At 63.9% G+C, this 15,918-nt stretch carries 14 protein-coding genes and 1 rRNA gene; 13 read left to right on the forward strand and 2 right to left on the reverse strand.

All coding sequences use genetic code 11. The features are described from left to right. Positions 1-22 precede the first annotated feature (22 nt). The 8 genes from rrf to folD all read left to right on the forward strand — a co-directional run bounded on the left by rrf (position 23) and on the right by folD (position 7,701). Positions 23-138: ribosomal RNA gene (rrf, locus tag GDJ97_RS05680) — 5S ribosomal RNA — on the forward strand. Positions 139-337: 199 nt separating this feature from the next. After that, positions 338-700, forward strand: a complete 363-nt coding sequence (locus GDJ97_RS05685) for a desulfoferrodoxin family protein (protein WP_152070339.1) — start codon at positions 338-340, stop codon at positions 698-700. 100 nt (positions 701-800) lie between these two features. Further along, positions 801-2,735: a hypothetical protein gene (locus GDJ97_RS05690; protein WP_152070340.1), complete on the forward strand. Its 1,935-nt coding sequence runs from the start codon at positions 801-803 to the stop codon at positions 2,733-2,735. A gap of 95 nt (positions 2,736-2,830) precedes the next feature. After that, positions 2,831-3,355 carry a crossover junction endodeoxyribonuclease RuvC gene (gene ruvC, locus GDJ97_RS05695; RefSeq protein ID WP_152070341.1) on the forward strand — a complete coding sequence of 175 codons (525 nt, stop codon included), beginning with the start codon at positions 2,831-2,833 and terminating at the stop codon, positions 3,353-3,355. Further along, positions 3,352-3,975, forward strand: a complete 624-nt coding sequence (gene ruvA / locus GDJ97_RS05700; protein WP_152070342.1) for a Holliday junction branch migration protein RuvA — start codon at positions 3,352-3,354, stop codon at positions 3,973-3,975. The genes ruvC and ruvA overlap by 4 nt, the downstream gene beginning before the upstream one ends. 1 nt (position 3,976) lies before the next feature. Beyond that, positions 3,977-5,047: a Holliday junction branch migration DNA helicase RuvB gene (gene ruvB, locus GDJ97_RS05705; RefSeq protein ID WP_152070343.1), complete on the forward strand. Its 1,071-nt coding sequence runs from the start codon at positions 3,977-3,979 to the stop codon at positions 5,045-5,047. Between the two features lie 84 nt (positions 5,048-5,131). Beyond that, entirely contained in the window at positions 5,132-6,799 is a 1,668-nt protein-coding gene (locus GDJ97_RS05710; RefSeq protein ID WP_152070344.1) for a formate--tetrahydrofolate ligase, read from the forward strand. Positions 6,800-6,849: 50 nt separating this feature from the next. Next, the gene (gene folD, locus GDJ97_RS05715) at positions 6,850-7,701 is read left to right on the forward strand and encodes a bifunctional methylenetetrahydrofolate dehydrogenase/methenyltetrahydrofolate cyclohydrolase FolD (protein ID WP_152070345.1); all 852 of its coding nucleotides are present in this window, start codon (positions 6,850-6,852) and stop codon (positions 7,699-7,701) included. 236 nt (positions 7,702-7,937) lie between these two features. On the opposite strand, the gene GDJ97_RS05720 is transcribed toward folD, so the two are convergent. Next, positions 7,938-8,165: a cold-shock protein gene (locus GDJ97_RS05720; protein WP_152070346.1), complete on the reverse strand. Its 228-nt coding sequence runs from the start codon at positions 8,163-8,165 to the stop codon at positions 7,938-7,940. Between the two features lie 273 nt (positions 8,166-8,438). Between GDJ97_RS05720 and GDJ97_RS05725 the strand changes: the two genes are divergently transcribed. The 3 genes from GDJ97_RS05725 to GDJ97_RS05735 all read left to right on the forward strand — a co-directional run bounded on the left by GDJ97_RS05725 (position 8,439) and on the right by GDJ97_RS05735 (position 12,248). Further along, entirely contained in the window at positions 8,439-10,004 is a 1,566-nt protein-coding gene (locus GDJ97_RS05725) for a C69 family dipeptidase (RefSeq protein ID WP_152070347.1), read from the forward strand. Between the two features lie 51 nt (positions 10,005-10,055). Beyond that, a complete protein-coding gene (locus GDJ97_RS05730; RefSeq protein ID WP_152070348.1) occupies positions 10,056-10,484 on the forward strand; it encodes a hypothetical protein in 429 nt (142 codons plus the stop codon). Between the two features lie 144 nt (positions 10,485-10,628). Further along, the gene (locus GDJ97_RS05735) at positions 10,629-12,248 is read left to right on the forward strand and encodes an ABC1 kinase family protein (protein WP_373422667.1); all 1,620 of its coding nucleotides are present in this window, start codon (positions 10,629-10,631) and stop codon (positions 12,246-12,248) included. Between the two features lie 48 nt (positions 12,249-12,296). On the opposite strand, the gene GDJ97_RS05740 is transcribed toward GDJ97_RS05735, so the two are convergent. Beyond that, on the reverse strand, positions 12,297-13,043 hold the full coding sequence (locus tag GDJ97_RS05740; RefSeq protein WP_152070350.1) for a transposase: 747 nt from the start codon (positions 13,041-13,043) through the stop codon (positions 12,297-12,299). 131 nt (positions 13,044-13,174) lie between these two features. Between GDJ97_RS05740 and GDJ97_RS05745 the strand changes: the two genes are divergently transcribed. Together GDJ97_RS05745 and GDJ97_RS05750 are read left to right on the forward strand one after the other, a co-directional pair. Continuing rightward, a complete protein-coding gene (locus tag GDJ97_RS05745; RefSeq protein WP_152070351.1) occupies positions 13,175-15,340 on the forward strand; it encodes a methionine--tRNA ligase in 2,166 nt (721 codons plus the stop codon). Then, the gene (locus GDJ97_RS05750) at positions 15,341-15,910 is read left to right on the forward strand and encodes a GNAT family N-acetyltransferase (protein WP_152070352.1); all 570 of its coding nucleotides are present in this window, start codon (positions 15,341-15,343) and stop codon (positions 15,908-15,910) included. It begins immediately after the preceding gene. Positions 15,911-15,918: the final 8 nt, after the last annotated feature.

The raw sequence follows: 15,918 nt of genomic DNA on the forward strand, positions 1-15,918 counted from the left end.
GTGGGCGGGGCGCCGCCCACCGGTCAGCGGCCACAGCGTGCGGGGCACGCCCGGTCCCATTCCGAACCCGGAAGCTAAGCCGCACCGCGCCGATGGTACTGCGGGGGAAGCCCGTGGGAGAGCAGGGTGCCGCTGACCGGTGGACGGCACCAGGCCGACGCCGATAGTACCCGAGGGGGCCCGCGAGGGCCCCCTCTTTTGTTCAGAGGGCATCTCTTGCTCTCAACCTTACATTCTTTGATTTAACGTTTCTGTGATGCATGCTTGCCCCATCCCTCTCGGGGCATACTGACACTTGTATTACACCGTTTCCTTTTGCATTGAGAGGGAGTTATTTATGGCTACGTTTTTCAAGAATACCAAGACGGGCGAGTTCCTTATTTCCGCTGGTCACGTCGAGGCTCCGGAGGGATATGAGGTTGTTGAGCCGAACACGGTTGATGCTGCCGTCGAGAAGCATGTGCCCGTTGTGGAGCTCGAGCGCGATGGTCACATCATTCATGTGAAGGTCGGCGAGGTTGAGCATCCGATGACTGAGGAGCACCTCATTCAGTGGATCGCGCTCGATGCCGAGGGTCGTCTTGAGATTCATCACCTGAAGGCCGGTCAGACCCCTGCTACGTTCTTCGCTGGCGGCGTTAAGTCCGGTACCGTCTATGCCTACTGCAACCTGCACGGTCTCTGGAGTGCTAAGTTCTAACGTGCTCTGCATCCCTTTGGGCCGCCTGTTGGGCGGCCTTTTCGTTTCTCGGCTATGATGAATCTGGTTATGCACGTTTGCGTCTGGGAGGGGTGATGACGTGAAGATCGCGCTCGCGCAGTTCGATATGCCTCTTGGCGATTTCCCTGGCATCTGTAGTCGGCTCCGGTTGTTTGCCCGTCTTGCCGTCAAGCAGGATGTCGATCTTCTTTGCGTTCCAGCTCCTTTGTTTACCGGGGTCGTTCCTGGCCTGCTTGTCGATAATGAGAACTTTCAGCATGATCTCCTTCTAGCCCTTGAAGACCTTTCTGGGTTTCTCTCTGATGGGCTCGAGATGTTGGTTCCCGCAATCGTCCCGATGGGTGATGCGCATTTCTTCGAGGTGTTTCATCTTGTTCACGGTCATGTGGTTCCCCTTCGGTCCGTTCTGGTCAATCGCCGTGAAGGCTCGTCCCTCGCCCTTTGGAATCCTCCGGTAATCAGCGTCAACGGCTCGCGTCTCGCTATCACGTTCGACGCTGCTCGGGATATGGATTCGATTCCCGCTGGGTGCGATCTTGTCGTCTCTTTTCAGGTTGACGGCTTCGACGTCACGGATCCTGAAACTGCCGGTATCTCCGGAATTGCCGACGCACGTTATCGTCGGCTTGCGGAAGACCATGGCATCTGGATAGCGCATCTTATGCCCGTGGGCGGTTTTGATGAGGCATGCTATCCCGGCGGTTCGTTCGTTCTGGATGATTCAGGGCGCGTTGTCGCGGCCGCTCCGCTTTTCGAGGACTCCCTGCTCGTCCAGGAGATCGTTCGCGGTATGTCTCTGCCTTCCGTTGCCGATCATGAGCTTCCTGTCTATAACCGTGAGGAACTGCTTTGGGGGTCTCTGCGGCTGCATCTTCGCGATGCGGTTGCTGCGCGGGGAGTCTCGCGTGTGCTTGTGAGACTTGAGGATGATTTGCCGAGCGCGCTCCTTGCCCTCTTGGCGGTCGATGCACTTGGTCCACGCAACGTATTGGGGCTTCTTATCGAGCGCGATGATGCGGTCACGCCTCAGGAGGCGGCACGTGCGCAAGCTCGGCTCGACGCCATCCGCACCCTCGCAGCTCGGCTCAATATTCGTTTGATAGAGCGGGCTGTCGAAGCCGATCGTCCGCTTCAGGATGATGCCGGAGCCGCCGGTGCCCCTGCCAGCCGCTTCCGGGATCTTTCAAGTTCGCTGTGCGTGGAGGATACGGCGAATGCGCTCTCGGCCGCGGTGATTGCTTCGCTTACGAAGACCGATTACGCCTTCGCCATTGGCCTCGACCCGGCGCACCCGGGGCTCCTCGCTCCGTTTGGCGACATCTACCTATCTGAGCTTGAGCATCTCGCCAAGTATCGTAACGGGCTCTCAACAGTCTTGCCCGAGCACCTGCTCGGCCTCTCGTCAGTGGAGCGCGCGCTCGATGTCATCGTGGAGCGGGCTGGGTACAACGCGTATCCGGATGCTCCCTATGCCGAGCGTATCGTTACGCTTATTCGGCGCCTTGGCGCCCCTATGGTCGATGCCGTGCTCGAGGCCGTGGTTGACCGGAATCTGTCCCTTGAGGATTGTCCGCTGTATGACCGCGAACCGGAGGCGATTGCGTTGATCGGGCTTCTCGTGCAAAAGGGGGAGTCGAGGCGTCGTCGGCTTCCGGCCGTACCCGTTGTATCGGCTCGCGCCTTTGCCGAAGGAGCTTGGCCTGAACAGCTTGCCTGGCTTGATTTGGGCCGGAACGGAGCGGACCTTCTGTCCGTTGAGGCGCTTGCCAAGCAGGAGCTCGAACGTCTAGAAGTTGAGGGTACCGACCAGCTTGATCGCATGCGGCTCGAGGTCATGGGTTTGCTGGGCAGCATCTTCGGCCTGTCTCCCGAGCAGCTCAAGGAGCTGTCGAGCGACGGTGTTGCTTCCCAGATTCGATTCACGGCCGATGACGCCGAGGTCCAGATGCGCAACCTGATGGAGGAGGCCTCGGCGCTGTACATCGATGGCTCGCCTTTCTTTTCCAAGAACTGAAGCAGACGCGCCACCTATCCCCTCCAATCCCTTGAAGAACGTCGGTTTGCTATGCTATAGTAGAACAACTGTTCGGCAATTTTGAAGGGAGGGATATGGTCATCCTCGGAATCGACCCTGGTCTTGCCCATACGGGCTGGGGCATCGTTGAGGAGCGTCGGGGCGAGGTCCGATGCCGTGCCTACGGATGCATCGAGACCTCGGCTGGCAGCGGTCTTTCCGTGCGTCTTCGACATATATATGACGAACTCTCCCAGGTGGTCGGGCGGTATCATCCGCAGGAAGCCGCCATCGAGAGCATTTACTTCGGCGTGAACGTGCGCTCGGCTATCCCCACCGCTCATGCTCGCGGCGCGGCGTTGGTCGCGTGCTCGCTTTGCGGAGTTGCGGTGGGCGAGTACACCCCGATGCAGATCAAGCAGGCGGTGGTCGGAACGGGATCGGCGGATAAGGACCAGGTGACGTACATGGTGCGAAGTCTGCTCCGCCTGGATCATGACCCCAAGCCCGATCATGCGGCGGACGCCTTGGCATGCGCCATCTGCCATGCCAATCTGCGGCGTACGGCGGCGATGACGGACGGTTCGTTTGTGCAGGAGAGAGGGACGGGATACGCATGATTTCCCAGCTGACGGGGGCGCTCGTGGAAGCGACCGCGAGCATGGCCGTAATCGACGTACATGGCATGGGTTTCGACCTGGGAATATCCGGTGTCACCTCGGCGGCTTTGCCGAAAGCGGGGGAGCAGTGCCGGCTGTATACGCGCCTGGTGGTGCGCGAGGATGCTTTGACGCTCTTCGGGTTCGCGACGAAGGACGAGCGGCAGATGTTCGACCGCCTTGTCGCGGTGTCGGGCGTGGGTCCTCGTTTGGCGCTCGCCGTGCTCTCGAAATTCACCGTCTCGCAGCTCTACAGCGTCGTTATGGCCGAGGACGCCAAGGGGATGTCAACGGTGCCCGGCGTGGGGAAGAAAACCGCCCAGCGCCTCATTCTGGAGCTGAAGAGCGTCTTCTCCAAGGATCACGGCATCTCGGTCTCGGCGACGGAGGCGCTGGCTGCCCAGCTACCGCTGGAATCGTCACCGATGACCTCGCCGGTGGACGAGGCTCGTGCAGCGCTGCTTTCCATGGGATTCAGCCCGCAGGAGGCGGACTTGGCGCTTGAGGGGTACGATGGGTCCGACATGCGCGTAGAGACGCTGCTTGCCGCGGCACTGCGTCGACTGGGAACGGATGCCTGATATGTGGGAAGTAGACGAGAACGAGGACCTGTGGGGCGACGCAACCGCTCCCACTTCCGCAGGAGGAGTCCACAGCGGAAGCCGCATCATGACCGGTGGCCTGACCTCTGAGGACCTAGAGGTTGAGCGCTCGCTGCGACCTCAGACCCTCGATGATTATTGCGGCCAGGAACATATCAAGCAGAGCCTGAGAATCCTCATCAAAGCGGCTAAGGACCGTGGGGAGAGCTTGGACCACGTGATCTTCTCGGGACCTCCAGGCCTGGGCAAGACGACGCTCGCCGCCGTGGTGGCCAACGAGCTCGGTGCTCAAATTCGAACGACGTCCGGACCGGCGATCGAGCGCACCGGCGACCTCGCCGCCATCCTCACGAATCTGCAGCCGGGCGACGTGCTGTTCATAGACGAGATCCACCGGCTGAACCGTTCAGTTGAGGAGATCCTCTATCCGGCCATGGAAGATTTTGCGCTCGACATCGTAATCGGCAAGGGGCCTGCTGCCCGCTCGATCCGTCTCGACGTGCCGCGCTTTACCCTGGTGGGGGCCACCACGCGCTCCGGCATGTTGACCGGGCCGCTCCGCGATCGCTTCGGCATCTCATTCCGTCTGGATTACTACTCGGTGGAGAACCTTGCCGAGATCGTTCGGCGCTCGGCCGCCATCCTGGGCGTGTCCATCGACCGTCAGAGCGCGCTTGAGGTGGCATCGCGCTCGCGCGGAACGCCGCGCCTGGCGAACCGGCTCCTTAAGCGCGTGCGCGATTACGCGCAGGTTCGGGGCAACGGCGCCATCGAGTTCGCCATCACGCGGGAAGCCTTGGAGTTCTTCGAGATCGATGAACTCGGGCTCGATTGGATGGACATACGCATCCTGGAGACCCTGGTCAAGACCTTTCATGGACGCGCGGTGGGTCTGACTACGCTCGCCTCCGCAGTGGGCGAGGATCCGGGAACCCTTGAGGATGTGTACGAGCCCTATCTGCTGCAGCGCGGCCTGATGATCAGAACGCCTCAGGGACGCGTGGCGACTCCTGCCGCGTTTGAGCATCTGGGTGTGGAACCGCAGGGCTAGCATGTTGCGAGCTACCGGGGTGGAATCGCCCGCGGTGTCTCATGATATTCTGAACGAACTGTCTTTTGCACGAGAGGGGTCGCCATGTTGACCGATATCGAGATCGCCCACGCCGCCGAGACGCTGCCCATAGCCGAGGTCGCGCGTGCCGCCGGAGTGGATGCCGGCCATCTCATTCCCTATGGCTACGATAAGGCGAAGGTGGACTACACGCTGCTGAACGAGCCTTCCGAGCACAAGGCCAAGCTCGTGCTGGTAACGGCCATCAACCCTACGCCCGCGGGCGAGGGGAAGACCACCACGACCATCGGTCTCGCCGACGCGCTGCGTCGCCGCGGCATCCGGTCGGCCGTGGCGCTCCGCGAGCCGTCGCTCGGCCCGGTCTTCGGCATGAAGGGCGGGGCCGCGGGCGGTGGCTACGCGCAGGTTGTTCCCATGGAGGACATCAACCTGCACTTCACGGGCGACTTCCATGCCATCGGGGCAGCGAACAACCTGCTTGCCGCCATGCTCGACAACCACATCCAGCAGGGTAACGCACTGGGGATCGACGTGAAGCGAATCACCTGGAAGCGCGTGGTCGACATGAACGACCGTCAGCTGCGTCACGTGGTCGACGGCTTGGGCGGCAAGGCGCAGGGTGTGCCGCGCGAGGACGGCTTCGATATCACCGTCGCTTCCGAGGTGATGGCCATCCTCTGCCTGGCTACTTCCATCTCCGATCTGAAGCGTCGTCTGGGTGAGATCGTGGTTGCCTACAGCTATACCGGCGAACCGGTGCGCGCCTGCGACCTGCACGCTCAGGGGGCCATGGCGGCCCTGCTGAAGGATGCGCTCAAGCCCAATCTGGTGCAGACGCTCGAGCATACTCCGGCATTCGTGCACGGCGGTCCCTTCGCCAACATCGCGCACGGCTGCAACTCCGTGATGGCCACGCGCATGGCCATGCACTTCGGAGACGTTGCGATTACCGAGGCCGGTTTCGGCGCCGATCTTGGTGCCGAGAAGTTCCTGGATATCAAGTGCCGCATGACCGGGCTTGCGCCCGATGCGGTGGTGGTCGTGGCCACGGCCCGTGCGCTCAAGTACAACGGCGGCGTTGCCAAGGCCGACCTCAACACCGAGAATCTCGACGCTCTGCGAGCGGGTCTGCCCAACCTCCTCCGGCACGTTGGGAACATCCAGGATGTCTTCGGGCTGCCGTGCGTGGTGGCAATTAACCGGTTCCCCACGGACACCGAGGTCGAGCTTGAACTTATCCGCGAAGAATGCGAGCGCGTGGGTGTGAACGTGCGGCTTTCCGAGGTCTGGGCGCGCGGCGGCGAGGGTGCTCTCGAGCTCGCCGACGAGGTCATGCGTCTCGTGGAGGAGCCGAGTACGCTGCGCTTCGCCTACGAGGACGGTGCCGACGTGGCCGATGCCCTGACCGCCATCGCCACCAAGGTCTACCATGCGGACGGTGTTGACTTCACACCCGCGGCCAAGCGTCAGCTGGCCGAGCTTCGCGCAAACGGCTTTGGCAATCTGCCGGTGTGCGTGGCGAAGACGCAGTACAGCTTCTCGGATGACGCCAAGAAGCTCGGTGCGCCCGAGGGCTTCCGCATCACGGTACGCGAACTCAAGGTCTCTGCTGGTGCCGGCTTTGTGGTGGCGCTGACGGGCAACGTGCTGACGATGCCGGGCCTGCCCAAGGTGCCGGCCGCGGAGGCGATCGACGTGGACGACAACGGCGTGATCACGGGTCTCTTCTAAGCGCCCATGTGGCCGCCGCACGATATGAACGGTTTGAAAGGGAAATCGATATGGCAGTGATCATCGACGGAAAGGCGCTTGCCGCCAAGGTGCGAGATCAAGCGCGTCACGATGTGGACGAGCTGAAAGAGCGGGGCATCGAGCCGGGGCTCGCCGTGGTGCTCGTGGGAGACAACCAAGCTTCCGCCACGTATGTCCGGGCGAAGCTTCGCGACTGCGAGCAGTGCGGGATTCCGAGTCATGACTTCAAACTGCCCGCCGATACCTCCCAGGTGGAGCTCCTTGAGCTGATCGGTCGCCTGAACGAGGACGCTGCCATTGCAGGCATCTTGGTTCAGATGCCGTTACCGCGCCACCTCGATGAAGAGGCGGTGGTCTCGGCGATTCGACCGGATAAGGACGTGGATGGCTTCCATCCCGAGAACCTGGGCCGCCTGGTACGCGGGCTTCCGGGCCTGCGGCCCTGCACGCCGGCGGGCATCATGTGCATGCTCGATGAGCACGGAATCGACCCGGCGGGGAAGAGCGCGGTGATCGTGGGTCGTTCGAGCATCGTCGGCAAGCCCATGGCGCTCATGCTCCTCGCGCGCGACGCGACGATCACGGTCTCCCATTCGCGTACCGCCGACGTTGCGGCCGTGTGCCAAACGGCGGATATCGTGGTTGCCGCGTGCGGCATTGCGCGCATGATTAAGGGCGATTGGCTGAAGCCCGGCGCTACGGTGATCGACGTGGGCATGGATCGCGACGAGGCAGGCAAGCTCTGTGGTGATGTGGACTTCGAGAGCGCGGAGCCGGTCGCGGGCGCCATCACGCCCGTGCCCGGTGGCGTGGGACCGATGACGCGCGCCATGCTCATGAGCAACGTGGTGCTCGCCGCGCGCATGCAGCACGGGCTGTAGGCGTCATCAGGCCGCTGTTCCCCTCCCCGCGCATGCCCGCAGCGACACTCCGCAGCGAGCCGAGATAACGGCAAAGCCGTTTCCCAGCTTCGTGAGGACTAAGCGCAGGGCACGCGCGGGGAGGGGAACAGCGGCTGGGCCGGCTATCAGGCCCGTGCTGCGAGGGCGCGGCTCGCCAAAAAAAGAGGCGGAGGAACGTGGTTCCTCCGCCTCTGGTTTGTTGCGGTGTTGATGCGTTAGGAAATCTTCACCACGTTGACGGCCTGGGTCTCACCGGGCTTCTTGCCGGGACCGACCTCGAACTCCACGCGGTCGCCCTCGTCGAGGGTCTTGAAACCGTCCATCTGGATGGCGCTGAAGTGGACGAAGACATCTCCGTTGGAGCCCTCGATGGGCTCGTCGGGGGTGATGAAGCCATAGCCCTTCTCGCGGAAGAACGACTTCTTGAGCGTACCGGTTGCCATACTGTGCCTTTCCTTCTGCCACAATGCGATGCGGCTTGATCCGAACATCGCGGATGCGGTGCCCGTTAAGGTATGTTACCCCTTTGCCCTGTTTGCCTATCTGAGAAATGGGCATCGTTACAATCCGATTATTCGTGCGGGTACAAGGCAAAATACCGATATTCGACCGTCCGGGAGCCACGCATGCACGCGTCCCCGGCGCGCGGTAAACTGGACGAACGCGCCCGGTTACTCCGCGCGCGATGAACAAGCAAGACGACCTTGGGAGGATCGATGGCCTGTACGACGATCTTGGTGGGAAAGGCTGCGAGCTACGATGGCTCGACCATCATCGCCCGAAACGAGGACAGCCCCAACGGACAGTTTCGGCCGAAGCGGATGGAGGTCGTGCAACCCACTGATCAACCTCGAACCTATACCTCCGTACTCGGCCACCTGACCATCGAGCTCCCCGATAGTCCCCTGCGCTACACGTCCGTGCCCGACGCCATCACGGACCAGGGCATCTGGGCCGCAGCCGGTTTCAACAGCGAGAACGTTGCCATGACGGCAACCGAGACCATCACCTCCAACGAGCGCGTGCTGGGCGCGGACCCGCTGGTGAGCTTTGTCCCCGCCAAGGGCGCTGAGGGCGACCCCGGCTATGCTCCCGGGCGGGCGGGCGGACTGGGTGAGGAGGACCTCGTCACCGTGGTGCTGCCCTATATCCACTCTGCGCGCGAGGGCGTGGCGCGCCTGGGCTCCCTGCTTGAGGAGTACGGCACCTACGAGATGAACGGCATCGCCTTCTCGGACGTCGACGAGATCTGGTGGCTCGAGACCGTCGGCGGGCACCATTGGATTGCCAAGCGCGTTCCGGACGACGCCTACGTGACCATGCCCAACCAGCTGGGCATCGACAGTTTCGACCTTGCGGATGCAGAGGGCGAGCAGCGCAACCACATGGCAAGTCCCGATTTGCGGCAATGGATGGCGGATAACCATCTCGACCTGACCTTCGGCGCGGTCGGTCCCGTCGGCTTCGCGGGCAAGGAGGGGGCGGCAGCGGGCAACCTCGGCGTCGCCGACGTCTTCAACCCGCGTGAGGCCTTTGGCAGCCACAGCGATTCCGATCATGTCTACAACACGCCGCGCGCCTGGTACATGCAGCGCTGCCTGAATCCCTCCGCCGCGTGGGACGGTCCGGCGGCAAAGCTCCGTCCCGAGAGCGATGCGATTCCCTGGAGCCGGACACCGGAGCGCAAGCTCACCATCGAGGATGTGAAGTACGTGCTCTCCGCCCATTACCAGGGCACGCCCTTCGACCCCTACGGCTGGCAGGGCACGCCCGACACGCGCGGCGCCTATCGTCCCATCGGCATCAACCGCAACGGGCAGCTTGCGGTGCTGCAGATCCGCCCCTACGTGCCGGCAGCCTTCCGGTCCGTGCAGTGGATGGCCTTTGGATCGAACCCCTTCAACGCGCTCGTGCCGCTCTACGGCAATGTAGACGAGCTGCCCGAATATCTCTGCAACACGTCCGAGCGCGTGACGAGCGAGAGCTTCTACTGGGCAAACCGTCTGATCGGCGCGCTGGCCGACGCGCGCTTCCACGATAACGCGGCCGCCGTCGAGGGCTACCAGGAGCGTATGGGAGCACTGGGGCACCAGATGCTGCGCGAGACGGATGCCGCCGTGGCGGAGGCTGTCGCCGATGAGGTGCCTGCGGCGCTCGCGCATGCGAACGGGGAGCTGGCGGCTACGCTCAAGCGCGAGACGGAGAAGCTGTTGGGACGGGTGCTCTACACCACGAGCTGCGCCATGCGGAACGGTTTCTCGATGAGCGACAACGAGCGATAGCGCCCGATTGGGTACAAGAGAAAGAATGTGGCTCCAGATAAGGGAGGAACTATGGCTTCGATGTTCGAGAACTTGGTCAATGGCATGGTGAACGTGAGCTTCGGCGCGGCCGCGATGGCCGCCGAGAAGGGCAAGGGCTTCCTCGACGACCTCGCGACTAAGGGCGCCGAGGTGCGCAGCGATCCCGAGATGCCGGATTTCGCGCGCTCCCTCTCGGATGCCTTCAAGGCTGCGGGCGGTACGGTCTCCGATGTCACGGAGCGCTTGAGCACGCAGGGCGAGTCCATGGCCGATAAGGTGCTCGACGAGCTTATCCTGCTGCGCGCGCGTCAGATGGATGCCGGCGAGCGTCCCGATTTCCTGAAGCACGTCCAGGATCTGGTGGATAACGCGGATGCCGAGCCCGTCAAGGTGAAGGTCGAGTCCGTGGAGGTCGAGGGCGAACCCGTGGACGCCGATGAGGGCGAGAAGGCGGAGTAGCCCTCTTCTATGGATGCCGGAGCGAGCAAGAACCCGTACAACGACCCGAACGCGCCCGTCGACGACGAGCTTATCGACGATATCTCGGCGAGCGGCAGGCGTCATGCGCGAGCCGTGGACGCGTTTCCCGAGGAACCGGAGGTCATGGTTCCGGAGGAGAAGTACCAGCTCACGCCGATGGGCCGTCGCGTTCGCATCGGGCAGATCTTCAGCTTGCTGCGCAAGTACGAGGTCTGGCACAACCTGACCCCGGTTCGTCTGCGCCGCCTGCTCGAAGAGCTGGGGCCCATGTTCGTCAAGATGGGGCAGATCCTTGCCAACCGCTCGGAGATCCTGCCCCAGCCGTATTGCGACGAGCTGCGCCACCTGCGCACCGAGGTCGATCCGGTTCCCTATAGCGTGATCGTGGACTGCCTGGAGGCGGAGTACGGCCAGAAGCTCGGTGAGATCTTCGATGCGGTGGACCCCAACCCGCTCGGCTCCGCCTCGCTCGCGCAGGTGCATCGTGCCCGCCTGGTAACGGGCGAGGACGTGGCGGTGAAGATCCAGCGCCCCGGTGCCCAGCAGATCATGGCGCAGGATATCGACATCATGCGCTCGATCGTGCGACACGCCTCGCGCTTCATCAAAACCGATCAGTTCGTGGACCTGCGCGCGGTGGTCGAGGAGCTGTGGCGGAGCTTCCGCGAGGAGACCAACTTCCTCATGGAGGCGCGCAACCTCACGGACTTCCGTGCATTCCACGAGCGGGTGCGCGGCATCTCGTGCCCGCGCTCGTATCCGGAGTTCTGTACCGAGCACATCGTCGTCATGGACTACATCGACGGCATCTCCATCGCGGACCCGACCGCGCTCGTGGACGCCGGTTACAACCTGGAGCACCTGGGCGCCAAGATCGTGGAGGACTACTCCACGCAGGTGCTGGACGACGGATTCTTCCACGCCGACCCGCATGCGGGCAACATCATCGTTAAGGACGGCGTGATCTACTTCATCGACCTTGGCATGGTGGGGCGCATGTCCAGCCATGACCGCGTCATCGTGAAGGACATCATCTACTCCGTGGCGGAGGGCGACGTGCCCAAGCTGAAGGACTCGCTCATGCGCTTTGCCGTGACGCGCGGCAATTCCGCGGAGCTCGACCATACCGCCTTTCTCTCCGACCTCGACTTCATCGTCGCCGACTTCGCCGGTCTGGACCTGCGCGACCTGGATATCGGCGAGTTCCTGACCTCGCTCGTGAACCTGGCGCGCAAGAACGACGTGGAGCTCCCCGCCGTGGTGACCATGTTCGCGCGCGGCATGGTGACGCTTGAGGGCCTGCTTTCGGAGTACATGCCCGAGGTCAACATGGTCTCGATCATCTCGGCGCACATCCAGCACGAGAAGAGCTCCTTCACACGTGCCCGCGAGACCGCCGAGGCCCTGGGCGCCCAGAGCCTGCGCGCGGTGAAGGGCCAGCTCGAGGCTGCCGAACAGCTGGGATTGGCGAGCCGCATGCTCACGCGCGGCCAGCTGAAGATCAACGCGCAGGTGCTGGGTTCCGATGCGGTGTTGAGACGCTTGGGGCAGATCATGGACCGCCTCTCGATGTCCATCGTCATCGCCGGCCTGTTCATCGGGTCTTCGGTGGTGTACTACGCCAAGATCCAGCCCGTGATCTTCGGCATCCCCGTCATCGGCTTTCTGGGGTATCTGAGCGCCCTTGTGCTGGCACTGGGGCTGGGGCGGAGCATCTGGCTGAACGGCCACGGCAAGCGATAGCGGGCACCTGGGACCTTCGCGCGGAACCGCGTCGTCGTTTAGAGCCGTCTAGGCGCGCTGGATGACGCCGTGGCTGATGCCCGTGACGCGTTCGATTTGCCGGATGGGGAAGCCTTCGCGCTTTGCGTGCCGAAGCACGCTGTCGCGGCGGGCGCGCGGCTCCTTGCCGAGCTCGCGGGCCTCAAGGGAGAATTCCGTTTGCATGTACGCGCGCAACTCGTCGTCGGCGCGACGGTTCCGCCCCCGCTGCTCCAGCACCTGGGCGGTGCCGTCCGCCTCCGAGGCATCAACGAAGCGGTAGAGCTCGTCGATGCTGGGGAAGAGCTCTTTTACGAGGCTTTTGCTGAGCATGCCACCTTGCTCGCGATATGCGGCGTAGCTGCTCCAGCGGTAGGAGTTCGTCTTCGCCACCTTTGCCCGCTCGGGATTGCGCAGGATGGAGCGGACCACGGTGAGCGCGTAACCCTCATCCTCGATGCAGCGGGAGTCGAACCGGCCGCGGAAGAGGTGGCCGGTTCGATGATGGCGGTTGTTGAAATAGGTGGCGTACGCGCCGTTCAGGCCCGACATGAAGGCTGAGAGTTCGTCGCTGATGTCGCGGAGGAGCAGGTGATAGTGGTCGTCCATGAGGCACCACGCGCCGAGCTCCACGCCGGTGGCGCCGAGTCGGTTTCGAAGAAGCTCGAGAAACCGCTGGTAGTCAGCTTCGTCCTCGAAGATCGACTGACGCGAATCGCCCCGCGCGTTAACGTGGTAGAGGCCGCTCTCGCACGTCGCTCTCGCCTCTCGCGGCATGGCTTCCTCCCCGGGCGAAGTGGTACATTGGGACTGTCCCACTGTACCACTCTGCTTGATGGGCCGCTGTGCGATAATGGACGCTTGTACGTCGTTTCTACCTGCGCATCCATGCGGAAAGGATCCTCCCCATGGCAAAGCATCTCACCACTGCCGACCGTCCCTCCTGGCCGCGTCGCGCCATCGTGACCGCGGGCATGCCCTACGGCAACAAGGGCTTGCACTTCGGGCACGTGGGCGGCGTCTTCGTACCGGCTGACTTCTACGCCCGCTTCCTCCGCGACCGCCTGGGCCGCGAGAACGTGATGTTCGTCTCGGGCACGGATTGCTATGGCTCGCCCATCATGGAGGGCTATCGCAAGAAGGTCGATGCCGGCGAGTTCGAGGGCTCGATTCGCGATTATGTCCAGGGCAATCACGATCGCCAGGCCAAGACGCTGCGCGACTTCGAGATCTCCTGCGACCTGTACGGCGGATCCGGCTTGGAGCCGGCGCTTCGCGTGCACGAGCGCATGACGGCCGAGGTGGTCAACCGCCTGCACGAGCAGGGCAAGCTGGAAAAGCTCTCCACCAAGCAGTTCTACGACCCCCGGGCCGGTCAGTTCCTGAACGGTCGCCAGGTGATCGGGCGCTGCCCCATCCAGGGCTGCAAGTCCGAGAAGGCCTACGCCGATGAATGCGATCTGGGTCATCAGTTCGAGCCTGAGGAGCTCATCGCCCCCAAGAGCGCGCTCACGGGCGAAGTGCCCGAGCTGCGCCCGGTGGACAACCTCTACTTCGACCTGCCGAGCTACCTCGATGCCATCAAGCGCCACACCAAGGAGCTCGAGGCGGACGAGACCGTGCGCCCCGTGGTCTCCAAGACCATGGAGGAGTGGCTGCTTCCCGCCCAGCTCTACATTCAGGTGAAGTTCCGCGAGGCCTTCGAGGCCGTCCGCGGCGAGCTGCCCGAGCACACCGTGACCGAGTCCCCGGACGGCAAGGGGTCCTTCGTGGTGACCTTCCCCAGCTGGAAGGAGCGCGACGCCGCGCATGAGCCGCTGGGGCGCGGGGGCGTGCGCTTCCGCTCCGGTAAGGCGCTCGTGCCGTTCCGCATCACGGGCAATATCACGTGGGGCGTGCCGGTGCCCGATATCGATGGCTGCCATGACCTGACCTGCTGGTGCTGGCCCGAGAGCCTCTGGGCGCCCATCAGCTTCTCGCGCACGGTCCTCGCGCGTAACGAGGCCGCCGGCGCCATGGATGCACCGGGTGCCGAGGTGGCCGCCCACGACGCCGCCATCGCCGAAACCGACGCTCCCGACGTGATCGCGCGCCCGGCCTATGCCCACGCCTCGCTCGACTGGCACGATTGGTGGTGCTCGGACGATGCCAAGGTCTACCAGTTCATCGGCCAGGACAACATCTACTTCTACTGCGTGGCGCAGACCGCGCTGTGGGAGGCGCTTGGCTGGAACCTGCGCCAGACCACGGTGGCCGCCAACTACCACATCCTCTACATGGGCAAGAAGGCGAGCTCAAGCTCTCAGACCCCGCCGCCACTCGCCGAGGAGCTGCTCGACCACTATACCGCCGAGCAGCTGCGCGCGCACTGGATCTCTCTGGGACTCGGCGAGAAGCCGGTGAGCTTCTCCCCGAAGGCCTTCGATACGCGCGAGACCGGCAAGAACCCGGATGGTTCGCCGCTGCTCGCCCGCGATGACAAGCGGGTGATCGACCCCGCCCTCAAGGAGGGTGCGATGCTCACGGGCGTCTTCAACCGCCTGGCCCGTTCGTGCTTCTACGCGGTGGCCGAGAAGGAAGGCGACGGGAGCGCGGTGCGGACCGGCTGCATTCCCGCCGGTGAGCCGAGCGCGGCGGTGCTCGAGGCCTGCGAGCAGGCGGTACTCGCCTTCGAGCGCGACATGTACCGCTTTGAGCTGCACCACGCGCTCGGCGTGTGCGACACGTTCCTGCGCGCGGCCAACAAGCGCTGGAGCGATGCCAGCAAGGCAGCCAAGAACGTGGCGGCCGAGGGGGATGCCGAGCGCGGGGATGAGCTCATGCGCGCTGCGCTCGTGGACGCCTTCCAGGAGCTGCGCGTGGCGGCGATTCTGATGCACGGTATTGTGCCGGCGGGCACGGAGCTCATCTGCGAGCACTTCAACGTGGCGCCGGAGACGTTCTTTAGCTGGGAGCACGTGCTGCAGGCGACGGACGAGTTCGTGCGCGGCCTCGGCGAGGAGCCGGGTGAGCACCGTGTGCGCCCCCTGCCGCCGCGCTTCGACTTCTTCTCCAAGCACGAGAGCCAGTACTAGATGACACCCGGGTTCACGATCCGGCGTGCCTGTGCGGACGAGGCTGCCGCCGTGCTCGACGTCATCGAGGACGGGCGCCGTGCGATCGCCGAGCTGGGTATCGCGCAGTGGCAGAACGGGTACCCCGACCTGACGGCCGTGGAGCGGGACATCGCGGCGGGAGCCTGCTGGGTTGCCGCTGCCGGCGCAGAGGCCGAGTGCGCGCTACTCGGCACCTGCGCGGTCTGCCTTGAGCGCGATGTCGACTACGCTGCCGCCGGGGCCGCGGGGGTGCGCTGGCTCACCCGCGATGACACCGGTCGGGTCGAGCCGCCGTATGTGGCCGTGCACCGGTGCGCCGTGGCTGCCGGGGATGGGCGTCGGGGTGTGATGAGCGCCCTGCTCCTGGCCGCCGTGCGCCTCGCGCGTACCGAGGGCCGTCGCTCCGTGCGCATGGACACGCATCCTGGCAATGTCCGCATGCGCGGGTTCCTCGAGCGCCACGGCTTTGCCGAGCTTGCCGCTTTCCATATGGTCGGGCATCCCGTGCCCGACGACGATGTGCGCATCGCCTACGAGAAGCTGCTGTAGGGTTCGCT

It is taken from the genome of Collinsella sp. AK_207A, assembly GCF_902501965.1.
Lineage (GTDB): Bacteria > Actinomycetota > Coriobacteriia > Coriobacteriales > Coriobacteriaceae > Collinsella.